This is a genomic window from Methylobacterium sp. UNCCL125, from assembly GCF_900116795.1.
GTDB lineage: Bacteria > Pseudomonadota > Alphaproteobacteria > Rhizobiales > Beijerinckiaceae > Methylobacterium > Methylobacterium fujisawaense.
In genome coordinates, this window is the sequence record NZ_FPBW01000017.1 from 87,382 (window position 1) to 107,166 (window position 19,785).

The 19,785-nt window shown below is 71.3% G+C and carries 20 protein-coding genes; 7 read left to right on the forward strand and 13 right to left on the reverse strand.

The genetic code is table 11. The features are described from left to right. The first annotated feature begins 165 nt into the window (after nt 1-165). The gene (locus tag BM396_RS18305) at nt 166-690 is read left to right on the forward strand and encodes a hypothetical protein (RefSeq protein ID WP_043389068.1); all 525 of its coding nucleotides are present in this window, start codon (nt 166-168) and stop codon (nt 688-690) included. Between the two features lie 31 nt (nt 691-721). Then, nucleotides 722-1,237, forward strand: coding sequence for a hypothetical protein (locus BM396_RS18310; RefSeq protein ID WP_043389071.1), 516 nt, complete (start codon nt 722-724; stop codon nt 1,235-1,237). Between the two features lie 141 nt (nt 1,238-1,378). Here the strand turns inward: BM396_RS18310 and BM396_RS18315 are convergent, their stop codons facing one another. Next, complete coding sequence (locus BM396_RS18315) at nt 1,379-1,804, reverse strand: Ros/MucR family transcriptional regulator (RefSeq protein ID WP_043389073.1); 426 nt, start codon at nt 1,802-1,804, stop codon at nt 1,379-1,381. Nucleotides 1,805-1,943: 139 nt separating this feature from the next. On the opposite strand from BM396_RS18315, the gene BM396_RS18320 reads away from it, so the two are divergent. After that, nucleotides 1,944-2,900, forward strand: a complete 957-nt coding sequence (locus BM396_RS18320) for a helix-turn-helix domain-containing protein (protein WP_043357887.1) — start codon at nt 1,944-1,946, stop codon at nt 2,898-2,900. Between the two features lie 7 nt (nt 2,901-2,907). Here BM396_RS18320 and BM396_RS18325 read toward each other — a convergent pair whose 3' ends face one another. The 3 genes from BM396_RS18325 to ppk2 all read right to left on the reverse strand — a co-directional run bounded on the left by BM396_RS18325 (nt 2,908) and on the right by ppk2 (nt 4,916). Then, nucleotides 2,908-3,135 carry a hypothetical protein gene (locus tag BM396_RS18325; RefSeq protein WP_043389075.1) on the reverse strand — a complete coding sequence of 76 codons (228 nt, stop codon included), beginning with the start codon at nt 3,133-3,135 and terminating at the stop codon, nt 2,908-2,910. Between the two features lie 534 nt (nt 3,136-3,669). Beyond that, a complete protein-coding gene (locus tag BM396_RS18330) occupies nt 3,670-3,918 on the reverse strand; it encodes a hypothetical protein (protein ID WP_124262955.1) in 249 nt (82 codons plus the stop codon). 80 nt (nt 3,919-3,998) lie between these two features. Further along, on the reverse strand, nt 3,999-4,916 hold the full coding sequence (gene ppk2 / locus BM396_RS18335) for a polyphosphate kinase 2 (RefSeq protein WP_043357892.1): 918 nt from the start codon (nt 4,914-4,916) through the stop codon (nt 3,999-4,001). Between the two features lie 154 nt (nt 4,917-5,070). On the opposite strand from ppk2, the gene BM396_RS18340 reads away from it, so the two are divergent. Together BM396_RS18340 and BM396_RS18345 are read left to right on the forward strand one after the other, a co-directional pair. Continuing rightward, a complete protein-coding gene (locus BM396_RS18340) occupies nt 5,071-5,346 on the forward strand; it encodes a hypothetical protein (protein ID WP_043389079.1) in 276 nt (91 codons plus the stop codon). Nucleotides 5,347-5,405: 59 nt separating this feature from the next. Next, nucleotides 5,406-6,266 (forward strand): hypothetical protein, encoded by an 861-nt coding sequence (locus BM396_RS18345; RefSeq protein WP_043357896.1) that lies wholly within the window; start codon nt 5,406-5,408, stop codon nt 6,264-6,266. Between the two features lie 115 nt (nt 6,267-6,381). Here BM396_RS18345 and BM396_RS18350 read toward each other — a convergent pair whose 3' ends face one another. The 5 genes from BM396_RS18350 to BM396_RS18370 all read right to left on the reverse strand — a co-directional run bounded on the left by BM396_RS18350 (nt 6,382) and on the right by BM396_RS18370 (nt 11,386). Next, entirely contained in the window at nt 6,382-6,906 is a 525-nt protein-coding gene (locus tag BM396_RS18350) for a cupin domain-containing protein (protein ID WP_043389080.1), read from the reverse strand. Between the two features lie 95 nt (nt 6,907-7,001). Next, nucleotides 7,002-8,360 (reverse strand): MFS transporter, encoded by a 1,359-nt coding sequence (locus tag BM396_RS18355; protein ID WP_081948911.1) that lies wholly within the window; start codon nt 8,358-8,360, stop codon nt 7,002-7,004. A 44-nt stretch (nt 8,361-8,404) separates the two neighbouring features. After that, nucleotides 8,405-9,319 (reverse strand): amidohydrolase family protein, encoded by a 915-nt coding sequence (locus BM396_RS18360; protein ID WP_043389084.1) that lies wholly within the window; start codon nt 9,317-9,319, stop codon nt 8,405-8,407. Between the two features lie 4 nt (nt 9,320-9,323). Beyond that, the gene (locus BM396_RS18365; RefSeq protein ID WP_043389086.1) at nt 9,324-10,559 is read right to left on the reverse strand and encodes an MFS transporter; all 1,236 of its coding nucleotides are present in this window, start codon (nt 10,557-10,559) and stop codon (nt 9,324-9,326) included. 86 nt (nt 10,560-10,645) lie between these two features. After that, nucleotides 10,646-11,386, reverse strand: a complete 741-nt coding sequence (locus BM396_RS18370; RefSeq protein ID WP_043389087.1) for a GntR family transcriptional regulator — start codon at nt 11,384-11,386, stop codon at nt 10,646-10,648. A 141-nt stretch (nt 11,387-11,527) separates the two neighbouring features. Here BM396_RS18370 and BM396_RS18375 point away from each other — a divergent pair, with 141 nt between their 5' ends. Next, complete coding sequence (locus tag BM396_RS18375) at nt 11,528-11,773, forward strand: hypothetical protein (protein ID WP_043389089.1); 246 nt, start codon at nt 11,528-11,530, stop codon at nt 11,771-11,773. A 364-nt stretch (nt 11,774-12,137) separates the two neighbouring features. Continuing rightward, on the forward strand, nt 12,138-14,456 hold the full coding sequence (gene katG / locus BM396_RS18380) for a catalase/peroxidase HPI (RefSeq protein WP_043389091.1): 2,319 nt from the start codon (nt 12,138-12,140) through the stop codon (nt 14,454-14,456). 106 nt (nt 14,457-14,562) lie between these two features. On the opposite strand, the gene BM396_RS18385 is transcribed toward katG, so the two are convergent. From BM396_RS18385 to BM396_RS18400, 4 genes are all read right to left on the reverse strand, one after another. Continuing rightward, entirely contained in the window at nt 14,563-15,717 is a 1,155-nt protein-coding gene (locus BM396_RS18385) for a M20 aminoacylase family protein (protein WP_043389094.1), read from the reverse strand. 78 nt (nt 15,718-15,795) lie between these two features. Further along, nucleotides 15,796-17,160: a DUF3100 domain-containing protein gene (locus BM396_RS18390; RefSeq protein WP_236952765.1), complete on the reverse strand. Its 1,365-nt coding sequence runs from the start codon at nt 17,158-17,160 to the stop codon at nt 15,796-15,798. A gap of 103 nt (nt 17,161-17,263) precedes the next feature. Further along, nucleotides 17,264-18,802, reverse strand: coding sequence for an aldehyde dehydrogenase family protein (locus tag BM396_RS18395; RefSeq protein WP_043389098.1), 1,539 nt, complete (start codon nt 18,800-18,802; stop codon nt 17,264-17,266). Further along, on the reverse strand, nt 18,802-19,686 hold the full coding sequence (locus BM396_RS18400; protein ID WP_043389101.1) for an NAD(P)-dependent oxidoreductase: 885 nt from the start codon (nt 19,684-19,686) through the stop codon (nt 18,802-18,804). Before BM396_RS18400 ends, BM396_RS18395 begins: the two co-directional genes overlap by 1 nt. Nucleotides 19,687-19,785 lie beyond the last annotated feature (99 nt).

The window sequence follows — 19,785 nt, forward strand, 5'->3', positions numbered from 1 at the left end:
GACAGCCCGATCCGGCGGTCCGGCGTGCAGCGACAGGCGATCATGGCCGCTCGAACGCAACCCTAGCGCGAGTGTTAAGGAGTTGTTAACCATTTTCCATCGGTGTGGGACGGACACCGATGCCTCATCGGAGGCTTGCGCTGCACCCTGCCGGCAGGACGCGTGATGGAACAGACGAAGCACCCTAAGGCCGAGACGCTGACACCGATCGAAGCCGCCGCGCGCGACGTCCGCGAGCCGACGACCCGGATTCGGACCGGCAACCTGGTCCTTCTCGCCGCGGACGAGCGCGCCACCGCGCAGGGCCGGAATCCGAACCCGTCGCCGGTGGAGCGGTGGCCGGACCTGCTGGAGCGGGTGCAGGGCGCGGCCCGGTACATCCGGGACGTCGAAGACCGGGCGCAGGAGCAGGAGACGCACGTCCAGGATCTCCTGCGGCAGGTGCGGGCCGACATGGATGCGGCCCGCGCCCAGGTGCAGGCGGCCGAGCGGGAGACCCACGAGGTCCATGCGCAGGCGATCAAACTGATCCAGGCCGCCGAGGACCGGGCCGCGGCCGCCGAAGAGCGGGCTGCAGCGGCGGAACTCATGCTCCAACGCATCGCCGAGACGATCGACGCGGAGTTCGTGACGCAGGCGGGCCCACAGGACGCCCGGACCCGGGCCTCCGCCACCCGGGCGGCCTCGTGACCCGCGCGGGCCCGGCCGGATCGCGGCGGCGATGAACGCGGCCTTCTGGGCAGAGCTCGACGCACGCATCGCGCGCGCGGAGCCGGCCCCGGCGACCGCCGACGGCAATCCGGCGGTCGCCGGGCCGCTCCCGGTGGCGGCCTCCGGAGCGGGTCCCGAGACGCCGTCCGAGCCACCGTCCGAGCCACCGTCGCGGCCGGATGCGGACTGGAGCCAGGTTCTGGACACGCTGTCGGCCGCGAGCATCGCGGCCCAGGAGCAGGATCAGCGCCTGCGCCAGCGATCCGCCACCTGCGAGACCCTGTCTGCGGAGCTGCAGGCGGCCCGGCAGGAAATCGAGGCGCTGCGGGCGCATCTGCAGGAGGTGCAGACCCAGGCGGCACTGCGCGTCCGCGAGGTCGAGGCGCTGGCCGACGGGCGGGTCCGGGACGCCGACGAGCGCGCCGAGGCCGCGATCGTGCGGGCGGAGTCGGCCGAGGACTGGCTCAAGCGTATCGAACAGGCCAGCCGGGATCTGCTGCCGGACGGCCGGCATGCGGCCGCCTGAAGCGCGGGACGCCGGGCCTTTCGGAAACGCCGGTCTCCCGGTGGGTCATCGGCCCCGGGAAGACGGCCCGTTGCCCGGTCAGGAGAACCTCCTCGTCGGAATCCGAGGTGGGGCGGCCTCAGCCCGTCGGGATCCGCCGGCTCAGGCGGCCCGGTCGCGGGGCACGCCCTGGGCGATCGCACGCGCCAGCGCGGCCCGGCGTTCGGCATATTCCCGGGCGACCATCGGATAGTCGCCCGGCAGGCCGAAGCGCGCGCGATAGCTCTGCGGGTCCAGCCCATGCGCCGTCAGATGGCGCTTGAGGGTCTTGTAGACGCGCCCGTCGATGAAGCTCATGATGCCGTCGGGCCGGACCGAGCCGCGGACCTGTGCCGCGCTCGGCTTGTCGAGCCGCACCTGCAGATCCGGGGCCGCCGTCACCGGCCCGCTCCCGGGATACGCCAGCGCGCTGATCGCGCTGTGGCACTGCGCGATCAGGGCCGGCAGTTCGCTCACGGGGACCCGGTTATTCGACACGTAGGCAACGACGAGCCCAGCAACCAGCTCGATATTGGATTGGGGGCTCATCGGAGTCGATGGGGACACGGGGCGGCCTCCTGAATGGGATGAAAACCTTCATAGGTTGGTCCGTCCCATTGCGCTTGCCTGGAAGCGTGCTACCGTTTTCCTGAGCGCGCACGCGGGCGCCCGAATACAAGAAGTTGCAATGAGGACTTTGTTCTCGACGGCGGATTACGCGCCAGAAGACAGTTTCCGCTTCTGGCGTGAGACGATCTTCGATCGCATTGTGCCTGTCGAACTTACGCCCACCGCCGCTCACGGATTCGCCGGCTCCCTGGAGGCCGCCGAGGTCGGACCTCTGCTCATCACCCGGGTGACGCAGAGTGCCGTCACGACCGTCGCGACCCCGGACACGATCCGGCGGCACGGCAAATACGAGACGCTGAACGTCGCGATCACCCTGAAGGGCCGCGTGTTCAGCGCGCAGGACGATCGCACGGCGATCCAAAATCCCGGCGACATCGTCGTGATGGATCGGCGGCCAGCCGTCATGGGTTCGGATGGCGACACGCAGACGCTGTTCATCGAGATGCCGCGCGCGTGCCTGGAACGGGCGCTCGGCTCGACGCGCCGCTTCACGGCCCTGACGATCGGGGCCGACCAGGTCGGCACGTCGATGGTCACGACCTTCTTCCAGGAACTCGCCCGCACCGCCGGTCAGATGACCCCGGACATGGCGAACCGCATGGCCTCGATCGGCGTCGATCTGGTGGTCGCCAGCATCGCGGAGCGCCTCGCCCACGAGCCCCCGAGGAACATCCAGGGGATCCTCATCTTTCAGCGCGCCTTGGCCCATATCGAGGCCAATCTGGGCGACGTGAATCTCGACCCCGCCCAGCTCGCGGCGGCGGTCGGCGTGTCGCTGCGCCACCTGCAGACGCTGTTCCGCGAGCAGGACCGCAACATCGCAGACTGGATCTGGCGGCGGCGTTTGGAGAGCGCCGCACAGCGGCTCACGGATCCCGGCTTCAGCCACCTGTCCGTGGGCGAGCTGGCCTATAGCTGCGGCTTCAGTACCCAGAGCCACTTCAGCCGACGCTTCAAGGAGAGCTACGGACTCTCACCGAGCGATTACCGGAGGGCGCCCGGGATCGCGGGCTGACGGCCGGCTATTGGCGACGGGTCTCCGCGGAGTTCGCCCGGATCCATCCCGGCGCGAGGATGTCGCCGTCCTCCGTGATGATCCACGGGCTAGCATCCTCGGCGTCGATCGCCGCGACCGCGGCGGCCAGGGCGGCCCGCAGCGTCGGGAAGCTGCGCGAGTCGGCGACCCGGGCGGGCGCGTAGCCCGGCCACAGGGTCAGTTCGGCGGGTCTGTCGAGGTCGGTCGGCATCATGGCGTGGGCGGGCCTGGAGGGGCACGCCGCCGATGCCGCGGACGTGCAGGGGAAGCGAGCGGAGCGCGGGAGGCCTCCGGGGCCGCCCGCCGAGCGGAACGCGACGCGCGTTCAGGCGGCTTTCGGCTTCGGCCGGGGAACACGCACCTCGACGGTTTGTCCGGTCAGCGGATTCAAGATCAGCATGGCAGCACGTCTCCGGTGGAACTGCCCGTAGAACGCCGGCCGATCGCATCCGGATCGGGGCGGTCGGTGCAAGTTTGCCGATTGGGTAAACCAATCGTTCACCGTGGCGGCGGGCCGTCCATCCGCCCCGTGATCGCCCCAGGATAGATCCGGGTCGCCGCGCCGATGGAAGGCCGCGCGCATACCGCTTTAGGAGGAGGTCCGGCACGGGCGAAGATCGGGCGAAGATCGGGCGCAGATCGCGCGCAAGCGGGCCGACCGGGCGCCGCCGCGACGCGACCGCGCCGGCGGTGCGACGGGGCCCGCCATCCCGAGCGCGACAGTCACGGGCCGAACGGCCCGGTTCGATCAGACCCGTTCGGGCTCCGCCAGCAGGATGGCGGCGCGGATCGCCGCCCGGCGCAGTCCGGTATCGGCCCAGGGCTGATCGATCAGCGTCCGGGCGAAGGGATGCGAGGCCACCGCCACCGCAGGGTCGATGCGGAAGCCGTCCCCGAACGCCACAGAGCCGGGCGTGGGATCGGCCAGATACGCGTCCACGACGGCCGAGACGTCGTCATCGACGATGTCGAGGGTCGTGAACAGGTCGAGGGTCATCGGGCGCTTCGCCATGGCGGCGCTATAGCGGCGTCTGCACGACAGGATCACGACTCCCGCCCCGGGCCGCGGCGCCCCGTTCAGTACGCGTCCGGCACGTACATCTCGGCGGGGACCGGACCGCGCACGTAATCCGCATGCCGCAGGCGGGCCGGCAGGTGGACCGGCGGGTGCTCCACGCTGCCGTACGGGATCTGGCCGAGCAGATGGCTGATGCAGTTCAGGCGGGCCCGGCGCTTGTCCACCGCCTCGACCACCCGCCAGGGCGCCTCGGGGATGTGGGTGCGCGCCAGCATGTCCTCCTTCGCCCGCGTGTAATCCTCCCAGCGCCGACGCGACTCGACGTCCATCGGCGACAGCTTCCACTGCTTGAGCGGATCGCGGATCCGCATCTGGAAGCGGAATTCCTGTTCCGCGTCGGTGATCGAGAACCAGTATTTGAGGAGGACGATGCCGGAGCGCACCAGCATCCGCTCGAACTCGGGCACCGAGCGGAAGAACTCCTCGACCTCCGCCTCGGTGCAGAAGCCCATCACCCGCTCGACCCCGGCGCGGTTGTACCAGGACCGGTCGAACAGCACGATCTCCCCGCCGGCCGGCAGGTGAGAGACGTAGCGCTGGAAGTACCATTGCGTCCGCTCGCGCTCGCTCGGGGCCGGCAGGGCGGCCACGCGGCAGACGCGGGGGTTGAGGCGCTGGGTGATCCGCTTGATCACGCCGCCCTTCCCGGCCGAATCGCGGCCCTCGAAGAGGACGACGACACGCAGCTTCCGATCCTGCACCCAGTCCTGGAGGCGGACCAGTTCGTGCTGCAGGCGCAGCAGTTCGCGGAAATAGACCTTGCGGTCCAGGCGCTCGGGCTGTGCGCCGTCGGCGGCGAGCCGATCGAGGCGCTCCTCCTCGAGCCCGAGTTCCACCTCCTCATCGTAGCTGTCGGCAAGGTCGCGCCGGATCGCCTCCAGGGCGGCATCCAGGGCAGCACTGTCGTCGAGCCTCATCGCGGGTCCCCCTGCGTGTCGGACGGCCGAGCTAGAGCAGCCTTCCGTGACAGGCCTGAGAAGCGATCGGTCCGCGGGCGGACGATCCGGTATCGCCCCCGTGATCGTTCCGTCATACGCTTCGGCCACGGAGCACCGCGACCGGAGACGCGTCATGGCTGGAGAAGCGACGAAGCCCCCGCCTGGGCGGGCGCCGGGCGATCTGGATCCGGCGCGGGCCGAAGGCGAGAAGGTCGGCGCCCGGATCGACGCGGCGTTCGAGAAGCTCGCCAGGAAGATGCGCGCCCGCGCCGACAAGGCCCATGGCAAGCTCGATGCGGCGACGCCGGCCGAGAAGCGCGCGGTCCTGCTCCGCCGCTACGAACTCTACGCGGATGCGGCGGCCTATCTCGAAGAACGGCTGGTGCAACGCGGGGAGCGGTCCACGTGATCTGCACCGACCCGGCCCGGCGCGTCGCCGCCGGCCGCAGCTGACGGCGAGGCCCGACCATGTTCGACGCGACCAAGATGCTCGCCGATGCCCTCGGCGAGCACCTCGCCGTCACCTACCAGCGGACCTTCGGCAGCCGGGAGCCGCGCTATGCCGAGATCATCGAGGCCTCGGCGCGCCTGACGATCGAGCGGATCGTCGGGAGCGATGCCCTCTACCATGACGGCGATCATACGGCCCTCGTCACCCTGGTCGCCCAGGACATCCTGCGCGGCCGCTTCCTGCACGAGGGTGTCACGCCGGAGGACTGGCTGCACATGATCCTGGCCGCTCTCTACCACGACATCGGTTACGTGCGCGGCGTCTGCGCGGGCGACCGGGCCCAGGCCTTCGTCATCGACGCGCGGGGCGGGACCGTGTGCCTGCCCCGCGGGGCCTCCGATGCGGCGCTGGCGCCGTATCACGTCGAGCGCTCGAAACTCGCTGTCCAGGAGCGCTTCGGCACGCACGATCTCGTCGATGCGGGCCGGGTCATCCGGGCGATCGAGCTGACCCGCTTCCCGGTGCCGGAAGACGACGCGCATCGCGAGACCGGGACCGAGGCGGGCCTGTTGCGGGCGGCCGACCTGATCGGGCAGCTCGGCGACCCGCTTTATCCGCGCAAGTTGAATGCGCTGTTTCACGAATTCGCCGAGATCGGCGTCAACGCGGAACTCGGCTACGACAGCCCGGCCGACCTTGCCGAGCGCTATCCGTCCTTCTTCTGGGGCAAGATCGAGCCCGTGATCGGGGATGCGATCCGCTTCCTCGACCTCACGGTCGAGGGCCGGGGCTGGGTCGCCAACCTCTACGCCCATGTCTTCGCCATCGAACACGACCGCCGCCGCATGGGCCCGCATCCCGGATCGGGGCCCGTCTGAGGCCGGCGGGGCGTCCGGCGGGAAGACGCGGTGGGCCGGCCGGGCGAGGCCGCGGTCGCACTCGACGCGGCCGCCGGGGCGCGGCGTCCGGCCTATCGCCGCGGGCGCCGGTCGCTCACGGATGCCTGTGGATCGGATCGACCCAGTAGACGGTCTCGGGCGTCTCGGCGGCCTCGACATCGGGCAGGTTGACCACCACCGCCTCGTTGTCGGAGCGCACCAGCACGCAATGCAGGGGCTCGTCGGTCGAGGCGTTGATCTCCTGGTGCGGCACGAAAGGCGGCACGAAGATGAAGTCGCCGGGGCCGGCCTCGGCCACGTATTCGAGCTTGTCGCCCCAGCGCATCCGGGCCCGGCCGGAGACCACGTAGATCACGCTCTCCAGCTCGCCGTGATGGTGCACGCCGGTCTTGGCGTCGGGCTGGATCGCCACCGTGCCGGCCCAGATCTTCTGGGCGCCGACCCGGGCGGCGTTGACGGCCGCCTGCCGGAACATGCCGGGCGTCTGCGCGGTGTTGGCATCGAGCCGGTCGCCCGGGATGACCCGCACGCCGTCGTGCTTCCACCGCTCCGGGGCGCCCGGCTCGTGGGCCTCGTCGTGCGCATGCGGGTGCGTGTGATCGTCGCCGCTGTCGTGCATGTCGAATCCTCCCGCGCCATCATGGCATGGCGGCGCGGGATCGCCGAGGAGGCCGGTCGCGGGATCGACGCGCGGCCGGCCGGTTCCCTGCCGCTTCAGCCCCCCGCAATCGACGGGGCCGGGCCGACGGCCGGCGGCCGCGACGGGTGCCGGCCGATCCAGAAGACCAGGGCACAGCCGATGCCCGTGAGGGCGCAGAGCGGCAGCAGGGCGACGGGGAAGCTGCCGGTCTGCTCGCGCAGCACCCCGATCAGCGAGGTGATCGCTCCGGTCCCCAGATGCGCCAGCGTGTTGATCGCCGCGATGCCGGCCGCCGTCTGGGCTGGCGGCAGCGTCTCGGTCGCCAGCGCGAAGAACGGGCCCTTGATCGCGTAATTGCCGAGCAGGACCAGCGAGAGCAGGACCAGGGTGATCCAGAGGGAGCCCGTCAGCAGGGTCAGGGCGAAGCTCAGCGAGGTCAGTGCCAGCGGCAGGGCCGTGCTCCAGATGCGCTCGCCGCTGCGGTCCGCCCGCAGGCCCCAGACGATCATGAACACCGAGGCGATGCCGAAGGGGATCATGTTCAGCAGGCCGGTCTCCAAGTTGCTGAGGCCGAACCCCTTGAGGATCTGCGGCATCCACAGCGACAGCGTGTTGCTGGTGGCCGAGCTGCCCGCGTAGATCACGGCGAGGAGCCAGACCTGACGGCTGGCGAGCACCGCCCACACCGCCGCGAGGCCGTGGGCGTGGTGGGATGCACCCGCCTCCGCGGCGCGGCGCTCGGTCTCCAGCCGGTCCGCCAGCCATCGGCGCTCCGCCGGGCTCAGGAAGGCCGCCTCGGCCGGCCGGCTCGGCAGCAGCGCCAGGGCGGCGATGCCGAGGAGAACGGCCGGGATCGCCTCCATGATCAGCAGCCACTGCCAGCCGCGCAGGGACGCGGCCCCGTCGAGGGTGAGCAGCGCCGCCGAGAGCGGCGAGCCGAAGAAGCTGGAGAGCGGGATCGCGACCATGAACATCGCCACGATCCGCGCCCGGTAGGCCTTGGGGAACCAGTAGGTCAGGTACAGGATCACGCCGGGGAAGAAGCCGGCTTCGGCCGCGCCGAGCAGGAAGCGGGCGGTGGCGAAGCTCGCCGGACCGGTGACGAAGGCCGAACCGATGCCGACGAGCCCCCAGGTGATCATGATCCGCGCGATCCAGATCCGGGCGCCGACCCGCTCCATGGCGAGGTTGCTCGGCACCTCGAACAGCACGTAGGCCACGAAGAACAGGCCGCCGCCCAGGCCGAAGGCCGCGGCGGAGAGGCCGAGGTCGCGGTTCATGGTCAGCGCCGCGAAACCGACATTCACCCGGTCGACGTAGGCGATGAAGTAGCAGAGCACGAGGAAGGGGATCAGGCGCAGGCCGACCTTCCGCATCGTTCGGCTCTCGAAGGCGGCCGCGTCCGCCCCGTGAGGCATGGTCGGTGTTGCCATGGTCCTGTCCTCGTTGAAATCCGGGCTGGCGCGCGCCGGGCGGCTCAGTGGTCGAAGCGGAAAAGGGCGGCGGGCGTCTCGCCCAGGATGATCCGGCGCTCGGCCGGGTCGGGTACCCAGGCGTCGAGGTCGCGCCGCGCCTCGGCGGGGCTGGCCTGGGTCTCGAACTGCGTGTGCGGCCAGTCGCTGCCCCAGAGCAGGCGCCGCGCACCGAAGGCACCGCGCAGGCGCTCGGCCGCCTGCAGCGCCGTCTGCCGGCCGGCCGCGCCGCTGCCGATGCGGTAGGCGCCCGAGAGCTTGACCCAGACGCGGCCGCCGCGGCCGAAGCCGAGGAGGTCGGCGAAGCCCGGATCGGCGATGCCGAGGGCGGGGTCGATCCGGCCGAAATGATCGACCACCACCGGGACGCCCGCTTCGATCAGCGGCGGCAGCAGATGCGCGAGGCGCCGCGCCTCGGCCTGGACCTCGATCTGCCAGCCGAGATCCGCCACGCGGGCGAGGTGGGCCCGCCAGACCGGACTGCCGAACTCCGGGTCCGGCCGGCCGATCAGGTTGAGGCGCAGACCGACGACGCCTTGGTCGGCGAGATCGCGCAGGGTGACCGTCTCCGCCGCGGGGTCCAGCACCGCGATGCCGCGCAGCCGCTCCGGGGCGGATCGCAGGGCCGAGACCATGTAGCTGTTGTCGGTGCCGAGGAAGCTCGGCTGGATCAGCACGCCGCGCGCCATGCCGTTCCGGTCCAGCATGGCGCGATAATCGGCGACGCTCGCGTCGTAGGCCGGGGCGTAGCGCCGGTCCCCGACCAGGGTGAGGGTCCGGGTGAAGACGTGGGCGTGGGTATCCACCGCCGCCACGCCGTCGCGCGCGTCGAGGCCCGTCTCGGCCGCCCGGCCGCGGACGGGGAATGCGAGCGCGACGCCGCCCGCGAACAGGGTACGGCAGAACAGGCGCCGGTTCATCGGATCATCTCACGGTCTGGGGGAGCAGCGCGCCGCCGGACTGCCGATCCGGCAGGAGCGCGACGGCGAGGAGGACGAGCCCGTAGGCGCCGATGGCCGACAGGCCGATCGCCGTCCCAAGGCCGCAGATCTCGCTGAGCAGGCCGACGCCGAGGGGCAGCACCCCGGAGGCGAGACGGCCGGCATTGTAGCAGAAGCCCATCCCGGTCCCGCGCAGGCCGTCCGGGAAGAGCTCGCTGAACAGAGCGGCGAGACTCGCGGGGATCCCGGCCGTGCAGAAACCGAGCGGGGCGCCGAGAAGGAGCAGCCCCGTGCCGCCGACCGGCACCAGCAGGTAGAGGACGACCAGGGCCATGCAGCCGGCGGCGAACAACGCCACCGTCCGCCGGCGGCCGAGCCGGTCCACGAGGCCGCCCGCCACGAGGCAGCCCAGGCCGAAGGCCGCGATGATGATCGCGAGGTAGAGCCCGGTGCCCGCCACGGAGGCGCCGCGCTCGACGCTCAGATACGTGGGCAGCCACGTGAACAGGGCGTGGAAGCCCCCGTGCGCCCCCAGCCCGAGCAGCGTCCCGATCACCGTGATCCGGCGCAGGCCGGGCGAGAAGATCAGGAGCGGCCCGATGGCCGGCCGGATCGGTCCGGCGGCCGGTCGGACCGGCTCCGGGACCGAGCGGCGGAGGTAAAGGAGGAGGAGCGCGGGCGCGAGGCCGCAGGCGAACAGAGCCCGCCAGGCGGTCTCCTGATCCAGTACGGAGAAGGCCGCGGTGGACAGGAGCACGGCCGCGCCCCAGCCGAGCGCCCAGCCGCCCTGGACGGCGCCCAGCGCCTTGCCGCGATGCTCGGGCCGAATGGCATCCGCCATCAGGACCGCGCCGGCCGCCCATTCGGCGCCGAAGCCGATCCCCTGCAGCGCCTTCACGATCAAGAGCTGGCCGAAGCTCTGCGCGAAGGCCGCCAGGAAGGTCGCGACCGCGAACCACAGCACCGTGATCTGGAGGGCCCGGACGCGGCCGATCCGATCCGCCATGAGGCCGCCGAGCCAGCCGCCGATCGCCGCCGTGACCAGCGTGACCGCGCCGATCAGGCCGGCCTCCGGGCGGCTGAGCCCGAAGCTCGCGACCAGGGCGGGGATGGCGAGGCTGAACATCTGCACGTCCAGGGCGTCGAGCGACCACCCGCCCAGACAGGCCCAGAAGGTGCGACGCTCGGCCGGACCGACCTCACGGTACCAGCGGAACACGGGCTTTCCTCCGCCCTCTAAAGAGGACTAGTCATTTATATGACTTAATGAGCATGGGCCCGACGGCCCGTCAAGGCGGCGGCCTTTCACCGGATGTCGATGTGGTACCGGAAGTCCCTGGCGGCGCCGCGCGTCACGCGCCACTCGATCGGGCGGGCATCGAAGCCGAAGGCGAGGCGCGCGATCACGACGACGGGCTCGCCCTCCGCGATCCCGAGGCGTTCGGCGTCGGTCGCATCGGCGATGCCGACCGTCAGGGTCTCCTCCGCCCGGGCGACGATCTCGCCGCACAGGCGCTCGTAGGCGGGGTAGAGCAGATCGCCGATCTCCGTCAGCGGCGCCTCGAGGAGCGGTGCGAAGCGTGCGGCCGGCAGCCAGATCTCCTCGGACAGGATCGGTCGGCCCTGCAGGAGCCGCGTCCGGATCAGGCGGATCGCCTCGCCGCCTGCGTCGGGGCCGAGGGCTTCGCGCACGGCCGCGGGCGCCGGCCGGGCCTCGCGCAGCAGAATCCGCCCTTCCGGCACGGCCTGGCTCCCATCCGGTCCCAGATGCCGGAAGAACCGGAACAAGGATCGGTCGAAGCGCGGCCGGCGGACGAAGGTGCCGCGGCCCTGCTGGCGCTCCACCAAGCCGTCGGCGACCAGGACATCGATCGCCTTGCGCACGGTGCCGATGGCGACGCGATGGGTCGCCGCGAGTTCCGCCTCCGTGGGAATCGGTTCGCCCGACCGCCAGACGTTGCGCGCGATCTGGAAGGCGATCGCGTCGCGCAGTCGCTGATAGAGCGGCAGACGGAGATCGGGCTGCGGCGCGGGCGTGAAGGTCATGTGTATGACTGTATGATCCTCGCGCATCGCCGCCAATGGGGCCGAGGGCCAGCGGCGGTGCACAGCGTCGCAGGGCGGGACCCAGGCGCAGCGTCGCGGGTTTGAGCCCGGATGTCTAAAGACGGGCTCAGCGAGGAGCGGATGATCGAACGTCGCACGGCTCAAGAGAGCCGCCAGGGCCGGCGGGGCAGGCCGGTTCTCGTCGTACTCGCCGTGAGTGTGGCGCTGATGATCGCCGCATGGGCCGGTCTGCTGATCTGGCAGGGCGCGGCATCCCCCCCCGATTACGCCAGCCAGAGCCAGGCCGCGGCCCGAAAGGTCGTGACCGGTTCCGAGACGGGCTCCGCCGGAGCCGCCCCGGCAGCCAGCGCGCGTCCGGCGCCCTGACGAGGAGCGGATTCACGCCAGAGGGTGCGCCAAGTGGTGCGCTGAGACGCCGAGACACAGATTCGCGAGGATCAGCGACCCCCGGGCGGGTATCCGTGTCGACGTGGAATCCCCGCGCGCCCTCGGCGCCTGCGGCGGCGTGTCGGATCACGGCAATGTCATCGGGACTATTGCGAGGCCGCCTGCCCCGGTCCTTGGAAGGACTTCGCTGCTCCGAACTTGATCCCGGGAGCGACTGCCTCATTTCGTCACCAGCCTCGAGCGCGACGGGGATTCCCCGGAGGTTCGAACTGCCTGCACCGCCCCGCCGCCTTCGATGCCCGAGCCTCGGGCGGCCGGCGGCTCAATGCCTAGGGGACCACTGATGAGCGAGACGATCGACAAGACGGACACCACGACGTTCCCGATGGCGGGCAAGTGTCCGTTCGGCGGCGACCGGATCGGTGGCGCCCACGGCAACCGGCCGACGCTGGAGAACTGGTATCCCCATCGCCTGCGGGTGGAAGTGCTCCACCAGAACGGGCTGGCGGCCGATCCCCTCGGGCCGGATTTCGACTACGCGGCTGAGTTCGCCAAGATCGACTTCGAGGCGCTCAAGCGCGACATCAAGCAGTTCCTGACCTCGTCGGTGGACTGGTGGCCCTCCGACTACGGCAATTACGGCCCGCAGATGATCCGCATGGCCTGGCACTCGGCCGGCACCTACCGGATCGCCGACGGGCGCGGCGGCGCCGGCACCGGCATGCAGCGCTTCGCGCCGATCTCCAGCTGGTGGGACAACGGCAACACCGACAAGTCGCGCCGCCTCCTGCAGCCGATCAAGCACAAGTACGGCAACGCCCTGTCCTGGGCCGACCTGATGGTCCTGACCGGCAATTGCGCCCTGGAGATCATGGGTCTGCCGACCTACGGGTTCGGCGGCGGGCGGCTCGACGCCTGGGAGGCGGACAACGCCACCTACTGGGGCCCCGAGGTGGTCGAGATGGGCTCGGTCTCGAGCTTCGACGACATGGTGAACCGCGACAAGCGCTGGCGCGGCAAGAACGGCGACGCCGACTACGATCTGGAGAACCCGCTCGCCGCCTCCCACCAGGCGCTCATCTACGTGAACCCCGAGGGACCCTACGCCAACGGCGATCCGCAGGGGTCGGCCAACGACATCCGGGTGACCTTCACCCGCATGGCGATGAACGACGAGGAGACCGTGGCGCTGATCGCGGGCGGCCACGCCTTCGGCAAGAGCCACGGCATGACCCCCGCCAAGGAGATCGGTCCGCCCCCCGAGATGGCGCCGATGGAGGCGATGGGCCTCGGCTGGCACAATCCGAAGGGGTCCGGCTCCGGCAAGGACACGATGACCAACGGCATCGAGGGCAGCTGGACGCCCGATCCGACCAAGTGGGACAACGCCTATCTGGAGAACCTCTTCAAGTTCGAGTGGGAACAGACGAAGAGCCCGGCCGGGGCGCTCCAGTGGACGCCGAAGGACCCGAACGCGCCGAAGACGCCGGACGCCCATGTCGCGGGTCAGATGCACCCGCTGATGATGATGACCTCGGACATCGCCCTCAAGGTCGATCCCGAGTACCGCAAGGTCTGCGAGAAGTTCCTCAACGACTTCGACGCCTTCACCCAGGCCTTCTCCAAGGCGTGGTACAAGCTCACGCACCGCGACATGGGTCCGAAGCACCGTTATCTCGGCCCGGAGGTGGTGATCGAGGACGGGCTCCTGTGGCAGGATCCGCTGCCGGAGCGCGACTACGACCTCGTCGGCGAGGCCGAGATCGCCGTGCTGAAGCAGGCGATCGCCGGGACCGGCCTGTCGGTGTCCGATCTGGCCTTCACGGCCTTCTCGGCGGCCTCGACCTATCGGGACAGCGACAAGCGCGGCGGTGCCAATGGCGGCCGACTCGCCCTCGCCCCGCAGAAGGATTGGGCCGTCAACCGCCGGGCCGCGCCGGTGATCGAGGCCCTGCGCAACGTGATGTCGACCTTCAACGGCGGGCGCAGCGACGGGAAGAAGATCTCCCTCGCGGACCTGATCGTGCTCGGCGGCTGCGTCGCCGTGGAGAAGGCGGCCCGCGATGCCGGAGTCGACACGCCGGTGCCGTTCACGCCGGGCCGGGTGGACACGACCCAGGCGCTCACGGACCTCGAGATGTTCGAGTGGCTGAAGCCGGTGGTGGACGGGTTCCGCAACTACGTCGATGACGGCTTCGGGCAGATGACCCGCAGCGTCTCGCCGGAGGAGATGTTCCTCGACAAGGCCAACCTGCTGACGCTGACGGCCCCGGAATGGACCGTCCTGACCGGCGGCCTGCGGGCGCTCAACGCCAACCACGACGGGTCGAACCGGGGCGTCCTGACCGATCGGATCGGGGTGCTGACGACCGACTTCTTCCGCAACCTGACCGACGTCGATCTGGTCTGGGAGAAGGCGGATGCGGACGGGATGACCTTCGCGCTCAAGGACCGTGCGAGCGGCCAGACGAAGTTCGAGGCGACCCGCAGCGACCTCGTCTTCGGGTCGAACGCACAGCTCCGGTCGATCGCCGACGCCTACGCGGGCAGCGACGGCCAGCGGCGCTTCGTGGCGGACTTCGTCAAGGCCTGGGACAAGGTCATGATGCTCGACCGCTTCGACGTGAAGGGTCACAAGCGCTACGCGCCGATGGCGGCCTGACACCCGCCCTCAAGATACGCCCGCGCGGCCTGCGCGGGCGTTATTCCGGAGCATGCGCCGCGGACGGACCGACGATGTCCGCGGCCGCGCCTTCCGTGCCGCAGCTTCAGGTCCCGAGGCTGTGTGCGGCCAGTGCAGCCCAGTAGGCCGCGCCGACCGGCAGGGCCTCGTCGTTGAAATCGTAGCCCGGATTGTGGAGCGGCAGGCTCGGCCGCGTCCCGTCGGTGCCGATCCAGGCATAGGCGCCCGGGCAGGCTTCGAGCATGTAGGCGAAATCCTCCGACGCCATGGAGGGGCCGACATCGCCGCGGCGCGCGGTGATGTCCGGGACGGTCCCGGCGGCCGCGAGGGCGGTGCCGACGGCATCGGCGGTGTTGACCGTGGCCGGGTATCCGAACCGGTACGCCACCTCCGCGCGGGCGCCGTGCGTGCCGGCGGTCCCGCCGGCGATGGCCTCGATGAGTTCCGCGACGCGCTTGCGCACCGCCTCGTCCAGGCAGCGGACCGTGCCGCGGATGACGGCGTGGTCGGGAATGACGTTGTAGGCGTCGCCGCCATGGATCTGCGTGACGCTGAGCACGACCGGCTCCGTGGGGGCGATGCGGCGGCTGACGATGGTCTGCAGGGCGAGGACGATCTCGGAGACGACCACGAGCGTGTCGGTGCCGCGCTCCGGCATGGCCGCATGGGTGCCGAATCCGGTGACCGCGATCTCGAACGTGTCGAGGGAGGCCATGATGGCGCCGACCCGGGTCGCGAAGGTCCCGAGGGGCAGGCCCGGCCAATTGTGCAGCCCGTAGACGGAGTCGCAGGGGAACAGCCGGAACAGGCCGTCCTCGACCATCGCGCGCCCGCCGCCCTCGCACTCCTCCGCAGGCTGGAAGATGAAGTGGACCGTCCCGGTCAGGTCGGTGCGGGCCGCGAGATGCCGCGCCGCCCCGAGCAGCATCGCCACGTGGCCGTCATGGCCGCAGGCATGCATCACGCCGGGCGTCCGGGAGGCGTAGGCGACGCCTGTCGCCTCCTGGATCGGCAGGGCGTCCATGTCGGCCCGCAGGCCGATGGTCGGGCCGTCGCCCCGGCTCAGGGTCCCGACCACGCCCGTGCGCCCGAGCCCGGTCTTCACGGACAGGCCGCAGGCGGCCAGTTCCCGGGCGACGAGATCCGCCGTGCGGACCTCCTGGTAGGCCAGTTCGGGATGGGTGTGCAGGTCGCGCCGCCACGCGACCATCCGCTCCACGGTCTCTGCCTCGATCCCCATGTGGTCTCTCACCCATGCCAGAGGCCGCCGGAGCGCCTCGTTCCCCCTGCCTCACCCTACGCCGGACGGCGCGGCGGTTCACCCCAGCGGCGGATGCATGAAGAACTGCGCGATCAGGGCCGCGCCGAGGAACGTCCCGGCATTGGCCATGAACGAGACCACCACGATCCGCCAGCCGAGGCGGCGGAAGGCGGGCACGTCCTTGGCGACAGAGAGGCCCGCGAAGGTCAGGATCGGCGTGGCCAGGGCCAGGAAGTTGATCTTGCCGGTCAGGGCGGCGATCTCGGCGGCGTAGGGCGTGCCGGGATAGGTCAGGGCCATGCCGATGATCGAGACCCACAGGACCGCCGGCAGGCGCCGGCCGAGGAGCAGGTAGACGATCCAGCCGGCCAGCACGGTGCCGATGATGATCGCCATCCCGCCGACGACCTTCGCGTCCGGGACGACGCCGTAGGTCAGCCAGTTGCCGATGAGCCCGTAGGCACCGATCAGGATCCAGGCCAGGACGGTCTCGGCGAGGCCGATCCGCACCTCCTGATGGACCGGTGCCTCCGCCTGCGGGTCGACCGCCGCCGGGCGGGCGGCATCCGGCCGGTTGCGGCCGAGGATCGGCTCCAGCTTGCCGTAGGCCCAGATCGTGAAGGGCAACGACAGGAACAGGGTGAAGTACGTGCCGATCGTCGTGGTGACGAGGTTGCTGGCCGCCGCGAAGGTCGCGACATCCTTGGCGACCTCGGGGGTCTGCTGAGCGGCGATCGCCCCCGAGGCGGCGGCCATCATGCTGCCGGAGCCGACGCCGGCGCCCATCGCCAGGGCCAGCGGGTTGAAGACGCCCAGGCTGGCGATCAGCCCGGCCAGCAGGGCGATGAACACCGCGCCGAACACCGTGCCGGTCAGGTACTCCGCCAGCACGCCGCGGCCCTCCGGAGAATCCATGCCGTAGCGCTCGCCGATGATCGCGAGGCTCGGCTCGCGGCCGACCGAGAAGGTCGCGCCGATCGCCTCGCGCTTGATGCCGAGGAGGAGCGCCACCGGCAGGCCGAACACCATCGTCCCGAAGAAATGGCCGAATTCCTGGAAGGCGAGCGCCCAGCCCGAGGCCAGGATCTTCGGAAGAGACCCGCCGACCAGCAGGCCCAGCTTGGCGATGAAGATCAGCAGCGCCGGCTGGAGATAGGCCCCGGCCGCGTTCTGCAGGGCGCCCGTCAGCCGCAGGGGCGCCGGGAGGCGCGGGCTCATCAGCCCCAGGGCCCCGCCGAGGAGCAGGGCCCAGAGCAGCGGCAGCAGGACGATCTTGCCGGCCCCCACCGGGATGCTGACGTTGCCGATCGCCTCGGCGATGATGACGATGACCAGGGCGAGCAGGAACAGCGTCAGCTTCCCGCCGCCGGAAACGGGCGGCGCGTCCGGCCGCGTGTTCGTCGCAAACAGTTCGCCCGCCATCGTCATCCTCCCCGCCCCTCCGGGGCTGCCCATCGCCCTGCCTGCCGGACTTGGCCGCCGGTCGTGTCGGTTGATCCCGTCCGTCGCCCCCCGCGCCCGGCGCCTAGCCCACGTAGCCGAAGGTCACCGCCGGCTGGGCCGCGGTCTCGACCCAGACGCTCTTGGTCTGCGTGTAGGCCATCAGCGCCTCGCGGCCCGAGGAGCGGCCGAAGCCCGAGCGGCCGAAGCCGCCGAAGGGCGAGGCCACGTTGATGGTCTTGTAGCCGTTGACCCACACCGTTCCGGCCCGCAAAGCCGCCGCGACCCGGTGGCCGCGGCCGCCGTCGCCGGTCCAGACCGCGCCCGCGAGGCCGTAGGGCGTGCCGTTGGCCAGCGCCACCGCCTCGTCCTCGCCGTCGAACGGCAGGACCGTGAGGACCGGGCCGAACACCTCCTCCCGGGCGATCGCCGCGTCCGGCGCGACGCCGTCCACGATGGTCGGGCCGAAATAGAAGCCGCCCGTGTCCCGCAGGGACGCGGGGCAGGCGCCGCCGGCCGCGATGGTGGCGCCGGCGCTCGCCGCGGCCTCGACCATGCCGGCGATCTTGTCGCGCTGGCGCCGGTTGTTGATCGGCCCGATCTGCGTCGCCGGGTCGGTCGGCGCCCCCACCGGGATGCGCGCGGCGGCGTGGGACAGGCGCTCCACGAAGGACGCGTGGATCGAACGGTGCACGAGGAGGCGGGAGCCCGCCACGCAGCTCTGGCCGGCGCCGCCGAAGATCGCGGCCTGCGCGCCGATCAGCGCCCGGTCGAGGTCGGCGTCGGCGAACACGATGTTGGCCGACTTGCCGCCGAGCTCCAGCACGCTCGGCACGATGGCGCGGGCCGCCGCGGCGGCGATCTGCGCGCCGGCCTCGGCCGAGCCGACGAACACGACGAGGCGGGTGTCGGGATGGGCCACCGCGGCGGCCCCCGTGGTCGGACCGGCGCCGGCGAGCACCGAGACGAGGCCGCGGGGCATCCCCTCGGCGCGGTCGCAGAGCAGGCCCAACGCCAGCGAGGTCAGCGGCGTCAGCTCGGAGGGCTTCAGCACCACGGCGTTGCCGGCGCAGAGGGCCGGGGCGATCTGCCAGCCGGCGGTGAAGATCGGCGCGTTCCAGGGGGTGATCTGCACCACGGTGCCGAAGGGCTCGTGGCGGGTGTAGTTCAGGTGCGAACTCGGCACCGGGATGACGTCGCCGTGGAGCTTGTCGCACCAGCCGGCATAATACTCGAACATCTCGGCGACCTTGGCGACCTCGCCGCGCGTGTCGCGGATCGGCTTGCCGGCCGAGAGGGTCTCCAGCTCGGCCAGCGCCCCGGCGTGCTGCCGGACCAGGGCCGCGACCGCCCACAGGGCCCGGCCGCGGGCGGCGGCGCTCATCCCCCACCACGCGCGCTGGGCGTCGCGGGCCGCCGCCATGGCGGCCTCGACCACCGACGGCCCGGCATCGGCGAAGGTCGCGAGCACACCGCCGTCCGCGGGGTTGACGAGGTCGAGGGCGGCGCCGGTCCCGGCGAGGACCTCGCCGGCCACGACGCTGCCGATGCGGCCGCCCGGCAGGAAGTCGGTCAGGAGGGCGGCGACCCGGTCGGCGGCGGGCGAGTGCGACGTGCCGGACATCAGTGGGCTCCCTTGGGATCGCGGTAATCGGCCATGCGGGTGAAGTCGGCCGTGTCGGGGATGGCGGCCTGCGTGGCCTGCCAGATCCGCTTCACCTCGGCGGAGAGCGGCAGGTCGATCCCGCATTCGGCGGCGAGCTCCAGGGCGAGGCGCACGTCCTTGCGCATCAGGCCGGCCGAGAAGCCGCTGTCGAAGGTGCCGGACTGGACCCAGCGCGGGACCATGACCTCGCTGATCGCGCTGCGGCCGGTGGCGGTGTTGACGACCTTGACCGCCTCGTCGGCCGAGAGGCCCGCGGCCTCGGACAGGCGCAGGGCCTCGCCGGTGGTCACGAGATGGGCCGCCACCAGCAGGTTGTTGACGAGCTTGACGATGTTGCCGGCGCCCGACGGCCCGACATGGGGGGCGCGGGCCGACATGGCCTCCAGGACCGGCCGGGCCAGGGCGTAATCCGCCTCCGCCCCGCCGACCATCATGGTCAGGGTCCCCTCGGCGGCGCCGGACGGGCCGCCGCTCACCGGCGCGTCGAGGAGGGCGTGGCCGGCCGCGGCGAGGCGCTCGGCCAAGCGCCGGGTGGTGCCGGGATCCGAGGTCGAGGTGTCCACCACCACAACCTTCCGGTCGGTCCGGGACAGGAGGCCGCCCTCCGCGGTGACCACCGCCTCCACGTCCCGCGCCAGCGGCAGCGAGAAGACCAGGGCGTCGGCCGCGCGCAGGACCTCGTTGAGGGTGTTGCGTGTCGTCACGCCGGCGGCCTCCGCGGCCGGGCGCCGGGCCGGGCTGAGGTCGTAGCCCAGGACCGTGAAGCCCTTGCGGGCCAGGGTCGCGGCCATGCCCAGACCCATATTGCCGAGCCCGACGACCCCTACCGTTGCGATGGTCATGCCGATCCGTCCTCACGATGCGGCACTATCGTTCCGGCAATCGAGCGTTGCGACAACAACCGATTTCTGCACGATGCGTGCGGAAATTCAGCACGGTCC